Origin of the sequence: Thermus sp., assembly GCF_039793865.1 — a bacterium.
Classification (GTDB): Bacteria; Deinococcota; Deinococci; order Deinococcales; family Thermaceae; genus Thermus.
Window position 1 is genome coordinate 1 of the sequence record NZ_JBAMMI010000016.1, and the last position, 9,501, is coordinate 9,501.

At 69.2% G+C, this 9,501-nt stretch carries 14 protein-coding genes; 8 read left to right on the forward strand and 6 right to left on the reverse strand.

Annotation, left to right across the window (positions count from 1 at the left end; translation table 11 throughout):
- Positions 1 to 79: 79 nt before the first annotated feature.
- The gene (locus ABJK26_RS01415) at positions 80 to 214 is read left to right on the forward strand and encodes a DUF2283 domain-containing protein (RefSeq protein WP_347240415.1); all 135 of its coding nucleotides are present in this window, start codon (positions 80 to 82) and stop codon (positions 212 to 214) included.
- A 17-nt stretch (positions 215 to 231) separates the two neighbouring features.
- Here the strand turns inward: ABJK26_RS01415 and ABJK26_RS01420 are convergent, their stop codons facing one another.
- Positions 232 to 858, reverse strand: coding sequence for a class I SAM-dependent methyltransferase (locus ABJK26_RS01420; protein ID WP_347240416.1), 627 nt, complete (start codon positions 856 to 858; stop codon positions 232 to 234).
- Positions 859 to 1,105: 247 nt separating this feature from the next.
- On the opposite strand from ABJK26_RS01420, the gene ABJK26_RS01425 reads away from it, so the two are divergent.
- The 6 genes from ABJK26_RS01425 to ABJK26_RS01450 are packed head-to-tail and all read left to right on the forward strand — an operon-like array spanning position 1,106 to position 4,253.
- The gene (locus tag ABJK26_RS01425; protein ID WP_347240418.1) at positions 1,106 to 1,261 is read left to right on the forward strand and encodes a hypothetical protein; all 156 of its coding nucleotides are present in this window, start codon (positions 1,106 to 1,108) and stop codon (positions 1,259 to 1,261) included.
- 22 nt (positions 1,262 to 1,283) lie between these two features.
- On the forward strand, positions 1,284 to 1,673 hold the full coding sequence (locus ABJK26_RS01430) for a DUF302 domain-containing protein (RefSeq protein WP_347240419.1): 390 nt from the start codon (positions 1,284 to 1,286) through the stop codon (positions 1,671 to 1,673).
- Positions 1,674 to 1,704: 31 nt separating this feature from the next.
- Positions 1,705 to 2,919, forward strand: a complete 1,215-nt coding sequence (locus ABJK26_RS01435; RefSeq protein ID WP_347240420.1) for a cysteine desulfurase — start codon at positions 1,705 to 1,707, stop codon at positions 2,917 to 2,919.
- Between the two features lie 7 nt (positions 2,920 to 2,926).
- Complete coding sequence (gene sufU / locus ABJK26_RS01440; protein WP_347240421.1) at positions 2,927 to 3,343, forward strand: Fe-S cluster assembly sulfur transfer protein SufU; 417 nt, start codon at positions 2,927 to 2,929, stop codon at positions 3,341 to 3,343.
- Positions 3,340 to 3,546 carry a hypothetical protein gene (locus ABJK26_RS01445; protein WP_347240422.1) on the forward strand — a complete coding sequence of 69 codons (207 nt, stop codon included), beginning with the start codon at positions 3,340 to 3,342 and terminating at the stop codon, positions 3,544 to 3,546. Before sufU ends, ABJK26_RS01445 begins: the two co-directional genes overlap by 4 nt.
- Complete coding sequence (locus ABJK26_RS01450) at positions 3,543 to 4,253, forward strand: alpha/beta hydrolase (protein WP_347240424.1); 711 nt, start codon at positions 3,543 to 3,545, stop codon at positions 4,251 to 4,253. Before ABJK26_RS01445 ends, ABJK26_RS01450 begins: the two co-directional genes overlap by 4 nt.
- Here ABJK26_RS01450 and ABJK26_RS01455 read toward each other — a convergent pair.
- The 5 genes from ABJK26_RS01455 to pyrF form a co-directional block, all read right to left on the reverse strand.
- Positions 4,250 to 4,777, reverse strand: coding sequence for a Uma2 family endonuclease (locus ABJK26_RS01455; protein ID WP_347240425.1), 528 nt, complete (start codon positions 4,775 to 4,777; stop codon positions 4,250 to 4,252). The two genes, ABJK26_RS01450 and ABJK26_RS01455, sit on opposite strands and share 4 nt — an antisense overlap.
- A 115-nt stretch (positions 4,778 to 4,892) precedes the next feature.
- A complete protein-coding gene (locus tag ABJK26_RS01460) occupies positions 4,893 to 5,858 on the reverse strand; it encodes an NAD(P)H-dependent glycerol-3-phosphate dehydrogenase (RefSeq protein WP_347240426.1) in 966 nt (321 codons plus the stop codon).
- On the reverse strand, positions 5,855 to 6,853 hold the full coding sequence (locus ABJK26_RS01465) for a hypothetical protein (RefSeq protein WP_347240427.1): 999 nt from the start codon (positions 6,851 to 6,853) through the stop codon (positions 5,855 to 5,857). The genes ABJK26_RS01460 and ABJK26_RS01465 overlap by 4 nt, the downstream gene beginning before the upstream one ends.
- A gap of 3 nt (positions 6,854 to 6,856) precedes the next feature.
- Complete coding sequence (gene pyrE, locus ABJK26_RS01470) at positions 6,857 to 7,408, reverse strand: orotate phosphoribosyltransferase (protein ID WP_347240428.1); 552 nt, start codon at positions 7,406 to 7,408, stop codon at positions 6,857 to 6,859.
- A gap of 5 nt (positions 7,409 to 7,413) precedes the next feature.
- Complete coding sequence (pyrF, locus tag ABJK26_RS01475; protein ID WP_347240429.1) at positions 7,414 to 8,187, reverse strand: orotidine-5'-phosphate decarboxylase; 774 nt, start codon at positions 8,185 to 8,187, stop codon at positions 7,414 to 7,416.
- Positions 8,188 to 8,252: 65 nt separating this feature from the next.
- Between pyrF and ABJK26_RS01480 the strand changes: the two genes are divergently transcribed.
- Positions 8,253 to 9,461 (forward strand): S8 family peptidase, encoded by a 1,209-nt coding sequence (locus ABJK26_RS01480; RefSeq protein ID WP_347240430.1) that lies wholly within the window; start codon positions 8,253 to 8,255, stop codon positions 9,459 to 9,461.
- Positions 9,462 to 9,501 lie beyond the last annotated feature (40 nt).

The following is a 9,501-nucleotide window of genomic DNA, read 5'->3' on the forward strand; positions in this document are numbered from 1 at the left end:
GGGTGGAGATAAGGGCTAGAGGCTGTCGTAAAAGCTCTCCACGGCCAGCTACGCGGCCCTGGCCAGCCGCTCGGAGGAAGTGGCCCCCGGGATCATCGTGGACTACGACGAGCAGGGCCGGATCTTGGGGGTGGAGGTGCTTTACCTCAGCCAGCGGGCCCCTGAAGCGGAGCTGCAAAGGCTTTTGTTTGAAACCGTGCCCTCGGACCGCTGAAGGGGAGCCCGGACCCCCTACCCCTTGAAAGCGAGCCCCGCCACGTGGGGGGCCACCACGGGAAGGGGGAGGGGAAAGGTCTCCGCCTCCACCCGGGGAAAGCGGGCCTGGATTAGGGCGAGGGTCTCGCGGTTCGGGTGGCACCCGTCCCCAAGGAGGGAGAAAAACGGCGTGGCCGCCTCCTGGAGGAAGCGCAAAGGGGTCCTCCTGGGGGCAGCCACGTGCTCCAGGAAGAGGTAGGCCCCGCCCGGCCGCAAGACCCGGTGGACCTCCTCCAGGGCCTTTTCGGGGTCCGCCACCGAGCAGAGGACCAGCGTGCCCACCACCAGGTCCACGCTTCCTTCCGGCAAAGGGATGGCCTCCGCCCGCCCGGGAAGGAGGGTGAGGGCGAGGCCCCGCTTCCTCGCCTCCTCCCGCAGGCGGGGATGGAAGAAAGGGTTGGGCTCGAGGGCCAGGTAGGCCAGCCCAGGAGGAAGGTAGGCCAGGTTGGTCCCGGGCCCCGGGCCGACCTCCAAGACCCTCTCGGGTCGCACCCGCCCGAGGGCCTCCTGGAACAGGGCCCGCTTCCTTTCCGCCATCTGCGCCTCGTGCCGGGCGGAAAGCCCAGGGTAAAGGCGCGCGAAGAGACGCTTCCGCCAAGGCATGCCTCCACCTTAGCCTAACCCCGTTAGGCTCCGGCAAAGCGCCCTTTACGCAAGCCTAAAAATACCGGGATAGGGTATAGGTGGAGGTAAGCCATGGGCATGATGGGTTGGGGCGGAATGGGCTTCGGCGGATTCTTCGGGCTTTTCAACATGCTCTTCTTCCTCGCCTTTTGGGCTTCCTGGTCTACCTACGCCAAAGGGGAGCTGGTCGGGGAGACCTTTAAAAAGCTCAAGAGGGAGCTGAAACATGAAACGGACCGGCTGGGTTTTAGGTCTGGCGGCCCTTGGGCTTTTGGGGCTCGCCCTCACCCAGGGCATGATGGGAGGCTACGGCCCCGGCTACGGGATGATGGGGATGGGTCCACACCTGGCACGGCCCCTTCCTGGGGGGCACGGGGAGTAGACAATAGGGGTAGGAGGTATCCATGACCGGGATGCGCAAGACCTTAAAGGCCACCCTTTCCGAGGCGCGCGCCCAAGTGGAGACCGCCCTCAAGGAGGAGGGGTTTGGGATCCTGGCCGAGATGGACGTGGCCGCCACCCTCAAGGCCAAGCTCGGCCTGGAAAGGCCCCCTTACCTGATCCTCGGGGCCTGCAACCCCCATCTGGCGGCCCGGGCCCTGGAGGCCTTCCCGGAGATCGGCCTCCTCCTCCCCTGCAACGTGGTGCTCCGGGAGGCCGAAGAGGGGGTGGAGGTCCTGGTGCAGGACCCCGGGGAGATGTTCCGGGTCCTCCCCGAGGCCACCCAGGAAGCCCTCGCCCCCGTGGCCGAGGAGGCCCGCGCCAGGCTCTCCCGGGCCCTGGCCCGGCTCTGAAGCGGGCCGGCCCAGGGCGTACACTTAGACCATGGACCTAAGCGCCCTGAGGGAGGACTTCCCCCTCCTCGCCCAGCATCCGGAGCTCGTCTACCTGGACTCCGCCGCCACGAGCCAGAAGCCGAGGCGGGTCATTGAGGCCCTGAAGCGCTACTACGAGACCTTGAACGCCAACGTCCACCGGGGGGCCTACCGGCTTTCCGCCGAGGCCACCGAGGCCTACGAGGAGGCGAGGAGGCGCCTCGCCCGCTTCCTCAACGCCGAGCCCAAGGAGATCGTCTTCGTGCGCAACACCACCGAGGCCATGAACCTGGTGGCCTACGCCTGGGGCCTGAGGAACCTCAAGGAAGGGGACGAGGTCCTGGTCACGGAGATGGAGCACCACGCGGGCCTCGTCCCCTGGCACCTGGTGGCAGGCCTCACCGGGGCCAAGGTGAAGGCCATCCCCTTGACCGAGGAGGGCAGGCTGGACCTAAGCGCCCTGGAGGGCCTCCTCACGGAGAGGACCAAGGTGGTCTCCCTGGTGCACATGTCCAACGTCCTCGGCACGGTCAACCCCGTGGCCGAGATCGCCAAAAGGGCCAAGGAGGCGGGGGCGCTAGTGGTGGTGGATGGGGCCCAGTCCGCCCCCCACCTGCCCGTGGACGTGAAGGCCCTGGGCGCCGACTTCTTCGCCCTCTCCGGGCACAAGATGCTGGGGCCCACGGGGGCCGGGGTCCTTTGGGGGCGGTACGAGGTCTTAGAGGGGATGGGGCCCTTTTTGGGGGGCGGGGAGATGATCCTCGAGGTCCACGTGGACCGCTCCACCTACGCCCCCCCGCCCCAGCGCTTTGAGGCGGGCACCCCGCCCATCGCCGAGGCCATCGCCCTGGGGGAGGCGGCCTGCTACCTCATGGAGGTGGGGATGGAACGGGTCTTCGCCCATGACCGGGCCCTTTTGGAGTACGCCCTAAGGCGCCTGGAGGAGGTTCCGAACCTCCGGGTCTACGGGCCTAAGGGACCGGACCGGGGCGGGGTCATCCCCTTCACCCTGGGCCGCCTCCACGCCCACGACCTCGCCACCTTCCTGGACCAGGAGGGGATCGCCGTGCGGGCCGGGCACCACTGCGCCCAGCCCCTGCACCGGAGGCTTGGCCTCGCGGCCACCGCCCGGGCGAGCTTCTACCTCTACAACACCAGGGAGGAGGTGGACCGCTTCGTGGAGGCCCTCCTAAGGATAGAGGCCAAGTACCGGGCCTGGCTATAATGGTCCAATGAGCGTCCTTGACGAGCTCTACCGGGAGATCCTCCTGAACCACTACCAGACCCCGAGGAACTTCGGGGTCCTGCCCGGGGCCACAAGGCAAGCCGGGGGGATGAACCCTTCTTGCGGGGACCAGGTAGAGGTGATGGTCCTCCTGGAGGGGGACACCATCGCCGACATCCGCTTCCAGGGCCAGGGGTGCGCCATCAGCACGGCGAGCGCCTCCCTCATGACCGAGGCGGTGAAGAGGAAGAAGGTGGCGGAGGCCCTGGAGCTTTCCCGCAAGTTCCAGGCCATGGTGGTGGAAGGCGCCCCCCCAGACCCCGCCCTGGGGGACCTCCTCGCCCTCCAGGGGATGGCCAAGCTCCCCGCCCGGGTGAAGTGCGCCACCCTGGCCTGGCACGCCCTGGAGGAGGCCCTAAGGTGAGGCGCTACCCGGCCCACAAGGTGACGCCCCTCCTCGTAGCCCACCCCGACCTCATGGAGGCCTGGAAGGAGGCGGCCAAGGAGGGGAAGCTCCGGGCCAAGACCCTGGGGCGGGAGAACGTGGTCCTCGTGGAAGACCCCGCCCTCATCGCCCGCCTCGAGGCCCTGGGCCTGAGGGGCGAGCCCGTGAAGGAGGAGGCATGAAGGGCGTGGTCTTCCTGCACGCCTTCCCCTACAGCCCCAGGATGTGGGAGAAGGAGGTGGCCCTCCTCAAGACCCGCCTCCCCGTCCTCGCCCCCCACTACCTGGGCCTTTCCCTGGGGGAGGCCGCCGAGAAGGTGCTTCAGGAGATGGAGGGGGCGGGGCTGGAGCGGGCGGTCTTCGTGGGGCTTTCCATGGGGGGCTACCTCATCTTTGAGCTCTTCCGCAAGGCCCCGGAGCGCTTCCTGGGAGCGGTGCTTTCCAGCACCCGCGCGGGGCCCGACAGCGAGGAGACCAAGAGGAACCGCTACGCCCTCAAGGAGCGGGTCCTTAAGGAAGGGGTGGGCTTCTTGCCCGAGGCCCTCCTCCCAAGCCACCTGGGGAAGACCACCCAGGCCACCAAGCCCGAGGTGGTGGAGAAGGCCAAGGCGATCCTCCTGGAGGCAAGCCCCGAGGCTGTGGCGGAAAGCCTGGTGGCCCTCGCGGAAAGGCCCGACTCCACCCCCCTTCTCCCCAGGATGGAGGTGCCCGCCCTGGTCCTCGTGGGGGAGGAGGACACCCTCACCCCCCCGGAGGAGGCGAGGCGCATGTGGAAGGCCCTCCCCGACGCCCGCATGCTCATCCTGCCCGAGACCGGCCACCTCGCCAACCTGGAAAACCCCAAGGCCTTCCGCACCGCCCTTCTGGGCTTCCTCGCCGAGTTCTTTTAGAGCCGGAGGGCGTCCTCGAGGGAGAGGCGGAGGTCCAGGCAGGGGATGTAGACCTCCTTGCTCTCCTCCTCCACGAACCCCTCCGGGGTGCGGCGGTAGACGGTAAAGCGCCGCCTCTCCGGGTCCACCAGGAGATAGACCTGGAGGCTTTCCAGGCTGAGGTACATGGCCCGCTTCTCCCGGCGGTCCAGGGCCTCCGTGGCCGGGGACAGGACCTCCACGAGGACGCAGGGGGCTTCCTCGTAGTACGGGTGGGGCGGGCCCTCCCCACAGACCACCATCACGTCGGGATAATAGACCGCCTCGTCCCGGATGCGGAGCTTCATGTCGCTCATGTAGACCCGGCATCCCCTAGGCCGGGCCGCCTCCAGGAAACGGGCGGCGAGGTTCAGGGCCACCCGGTTATGGAGAGCGCTGGCCCCCGCCATGGCGTAGGCGAAGCCGCGGAAGAACTCCCGCTTCACGGGGCTTGCCGCCTCCTCTTCCAGGTAGCGCTCCACGGAGAGGGCTTTGCGGGCGAGCATCCTCACCCATCTTACCCCAGGCCCCATCCCCTTCATCCGGGAATCCTTCGCCTAGGCCAAACCGCTCTGGGGATTTTTCCGGGTCTCCCCTGGCCTGCGCCAGCAGGAGGCGGCATCACTCCTCCTTGGGCTCCCGGGCCATGAGGGCCTTGAGGGCCGCCAGGGGGTCCAGGCCCCCGTAGGCCACCTGGTAGACGGCCTCGGCGATGGGAAGCTCCACCCCCGCTTCCTTTCCCCAGGCCACCATGGCCTGCACCGCGTAGAGCCCCTCCACCACCCCCCGGTCCTCGAGGCGCTCCCGGGCCTCCCCCCGCACCAGCCGCTCCCCGGCCCCGCGGTTGCGGGAGTGAAGGCTGTAGGCCGTGGCCAGGAGGTCCCCAAGGCCCGCAAGCCCGTAGAAGCTGGCCTCCTCTCCCCCAAGCGCGGTGCCGAAGCGGACCATCTCCCTGAGGCCCCGGGTGAGGAGGGCGGCCTTGGCGTTGTCCCCAAGCCTGAGGCCATCCACCATGCCCGCCGCCAGGGCCAGGACGTTCTTCACCGCCCCCCCGAGCTCCACCCCCCGGCGGTCCCGGGTGGTGTAGACCCGGAAGGTGGGGCCGGAGAAGAGGGCCTGGACCCGCCGGGCGAGGTCCTCCGGCCCCGCGGCCACGCTCGCCGTGGGGAGGAAGCGGGCCACCTCCTCGGCGTGGTTGGGCCCCGAGAGGGCCACGGCGGGCCTTCCGGTCAGGGCCTCCACCACCTCCGCGGGCGTCTGGACCCCCTCCTCGTAGTAGAGGCCCTTGGTGGCGGAAACGTACCAGGGGGCCAGGGGAAGGCCCGCCAAGGTCTCCCGAAGGGCCCTGGAAGGCACCGCCACCACCGCGAGCTCCACCCCCTCCAAGGCCTCCTCGGGATTAGAGGTGGGGTAGAGGTAGGCCGGGAGGGCCACCCCGGGCAGGTGGTCCTTGTTCTCCCGGTGGGCCCTCATGGCCTCGGCCTGCTCCTTGCGCCTCGCCCACAGGGCCGTGGGCACCCCCTTGCTGGCGAGGAGCACGGCCAGGGCCGTCCCCCAGGCCCCCGCGCCCAGCACCGCCACCCTCATAGGAGGAAGACCACCTCCCAGGCCTCGTACCAAGCGGCGGCGAGGAGGAAGAGGGCCCCCAGATAGAAGGCCAAGAGGAGCCCCCTAAGCCCCTCCCGGTACCCCTTTCCCCCGGCCACCCGGGCAAGAAGGACGAGCCCGCCGAAGGTGACGAGGATGTAGGCCTGAAGCTCCAGGAGGAGGGTGGGCAGGTGGAAGAGGAAGGCGCTTCCCAGAAGGGCCGGGGAGAGGGCGAAGCCAAAGGCGAGGTAGCGAAGGGCGTTCAGGAGGAGGACGGGAAGCCCGAGGAGAAGGGCGGGGAAAAGCCCGGTGAGGAAAAGCCCCTGGCTGAAGTTCCAGTAGAAGATGACCCCGGCGAGGACCAGAACGCCTCTGTCCACCGCTTCCTTAAGGCCCAAGGCCTCTAAAGCCCCTCCAAAGAGGACCTGCACCGCCCGGGCAAGCTCGGGCACGGCGTAGGCGAGGAGGGCGCCCAAGGCGAAGAGGCCGTAGAGGAGGAGGTTGGTGAGGAGGTAAAGGCCCCTCTGGGCCCGGACCAGGGAGAGGGCCTCCAAAAGCCACGCCCGGAAGGGGGAGGGCCTTAGGAGAAGCAGGGTCCAGAAGAGGGAGAAGAGGAGAAACCCCAAGCCCGCCCCAGGAGTGAGAAGGTAGGGGGGCACCCCGAGCCCCTGCGGGCGGAAGTAGACCCGCGCTACCCTCTCTCCCTCCAGGACCACCACCACCTCCCCCACCTCCTCCCCCAGGGCGGCCGGGAAGGAGACCCGGCTTTCCTCCACCCGGGGGCTTTCCAGGTTTACGGCGAGCCCCTCAGGGGGCGGGGGAAAGAGGGCGAAGCGCTCAAGGAGCCTCGAGGCCTCCTCGGGAGGGGCCTTGAGGAGGTCCTCAAGCTTTGGGGAAAGCTCCCCCCTAAGCCAGCGGGAAACGGCTTCTCTGGCCGCCTCCTCGGGGGCCGCCAGGGCCAAAGCGAAGAGAAAGGCGAAGACCAAAGCCCGCACCGCCTACGCCTCCTCCAAGGGCACCCCCGCCCGGCAGAGGGGGCAGGCCTCCTTCGGGTACTGGGGGACCTCGAGGGCGAGGAGGGCCCGGAAAGGCACTCCGAAGGCCACCCCTCCCCCGCTCCGGTCCACCAAGGCCCCGACCCCCACCAAAACCCCACCCCGCGCCTCCGCCGCCCGGATCGCCTTGCGGACGCTCTCCCCGGTGGTCACCACGTCCTCCACCGCCAGGAAGCGGTCCCCCGGGTTCACGGTGAGCCCCCTGCGGATCAGCATCCCCCCCTTCCCGTCCTTCTCGGCGAAGAGGGCCCGGGCCCCGAGGGCTTTCGCCACCACGAAGGAGAGCACCACCCCCCCGATGGCCGGGGCGATGACGAAGTCCACCTTCTCGTCCTCAAAAAGCTTTCCCAAAGCCTCCCCCACGGCCTCGGCGTAAAGGGGGTGCTGGAGGAGGGCCGCGGACTGGAAGAAGACGGGAGAGTGGAACCCCGACCTCAGGAGGAAGTGGCCCTCTAGAAGGGCCCCCGTCCTCCGGTAAAGCTCTAGGACGTCCATCCCCCCTACTCTACCAGAGCCTTTAGGAGGGCCTCCGCCGCCTCCAGGGCGGCCTTTAGGTCCGGCTTCCCCTTCGGGTAGTAAAGGGCCCGGCTCGCCGCGAAAAGAAACCCCTCCCCTTTGAAGGGCCTCCCCCCCTGGGCCCCCACCCCGGGAAGGAGAAGGGGGGCGTGGGGCGCCGCTTCCCGCACCCTGGCCACGGCCTCCGGGTAGGTGACCCCCACCACCATCCCCACCCGGCTCCACGCCCCTTCCCGGTAGGCCTCCCCCTCCCGGGCCAAGGCCTCCGCCAGGTGGAGGTAGAGGGGCCTTCCCTCCACGGGGAGGTCCTGAAGGAAGCCGGAGCCCGGGTTGGAGGTCTTCGCCAGGACGAAGACCTCGCCCCCCGTGCGGGAGGCGGCCTGGAAGAGGGGGAGGAGGGCGTCCAGGCCCAGGTACGGATTCAGGGTGAGGGCGCTTCCCGGGAAGGCTTCCAGATACGCCCGGGCGTAGGCCTCGGCGGTGGAGCCGATGTCCCCCCGCTTCCCGTCAAAGATCACCGGTAGCCCCATGACCCGGGAGGCGCTGGCGAGCTCCACGAGAAGCGCCATTCCCCCAGGGCCCAAGGCCTCAAAGAAGGCCAGCTGGAACTTCGCCGCGGCGAGGCGCGGGGCCAGGGCCTCAAGGAGCTCCAAGGTGTAGCGGCGGATATGGGCCAAGGGCTCCGGGCCGTGGAGCATCGGCCTTGGGTCCACCCCCAGGATCAGAGGCGGGCGGGAGAGGGCCTCTAAAAAATCCACGCCCCCACTATAGGCCTTGACGGCCCAGGCCCCCAAGGGGTAGAGTCCTCACCCAAGGAGGAGCGATGAGGAAAGCGGCGCTTTGGTTTATGGGTCTACTGGTCCTGGCCGCCTGCCAGCAGCAGGCGAGCCTGACCCCGCAGAGCCTTTCGGGGGGCGGAACCTACATCGCCGTCCTCGAGCCCGGCCTCCCCAGCCCCGCCCGGGTGGCGGAGAAGCTCGCCGCCCTGGAGCGGGACCACGGCCTCACCATCCCGGCCGAGGACCGCCTCGAGGCCCTGGGGGCGGTCATCCTCCGCAACCTCTCCCCCGCCAAGGCCGAGCGGCTCGCCAAGGACCCCCGGGTGTACGCCCTCAGCCCCGACCAGGAGGTCCGGGCCTACGGGGAGACCATCCCCTGGGGGGTGGAGCGCATCGGCGCCCCCACCACCACGGCCAAGGGGGCCGGGGTTTCCGTGTACGTGGTGGACACGGGGATCAAGGTGGGCCACGAGGACCTGCCCAACCTCAAAGGGGGCTACGCCGTGGTGAAGTGCCGGGGCAGGTGCGCCGCCCCCTACGACGACGACAACGGCCACGGCACCCACGTGGCCGGGACCATCGCCGCCGCGGCCAACGGCCTAGGGGTGCTGGGGGTGGCCCCCCAGGCCGAGCTCTGGGCGGTGAAGGTCCTCTCCGGCTCCGGCTCGGGCTCCACCAGCGGCATCATCCAGGGGCTCAACTGGGTCATCGCCCACAACAACGGGGGCAAGCCCAAGGTGGTGAACATGAGCCTGGGCGGGAGCGGCACCGACGACCAGGACGGCCTCTACTGCCCCGCCAACCGCTCCACCAACGCCTTCCACAACGTCATCCAGAAGGCGGTGTGCGATTACAAGATCACCGTGGTGGTGGCCGCGGGAAACGAGGGGGACGACGCCCAGAACCACACCCCGGCGGCCTACGACGAGGCGATCACGGTGAGCGCCACCAACAGCCAAAACGACTGGCCCTCCTGGTCCAACTACGGCCACGACGTGGACCTGGCCGCCCCCGGGGTCTCCATCCTTTCCACCTGGAACGCCTCCACCCAGAGCTACAACACCATAAGCGGCACCTCCATGGCCACGCCCCACGTGGCCGGGGCCGCCGCCCTGGTCCTTTCCCGCTACCCCACCTACACCCCGGCCCAGGTGAAGCAGGCCCTCCTGCAAAACGCCGAAAGCACGGCGGGCTGGACCAACACCTCGGGCCATCCCCACCCCGAGCCCTTCTTGAACGTGCGCGGGTTCTAAAGCGCCCTAGGGCGCACCGTCAAAAGCAAAACCCCCCTAA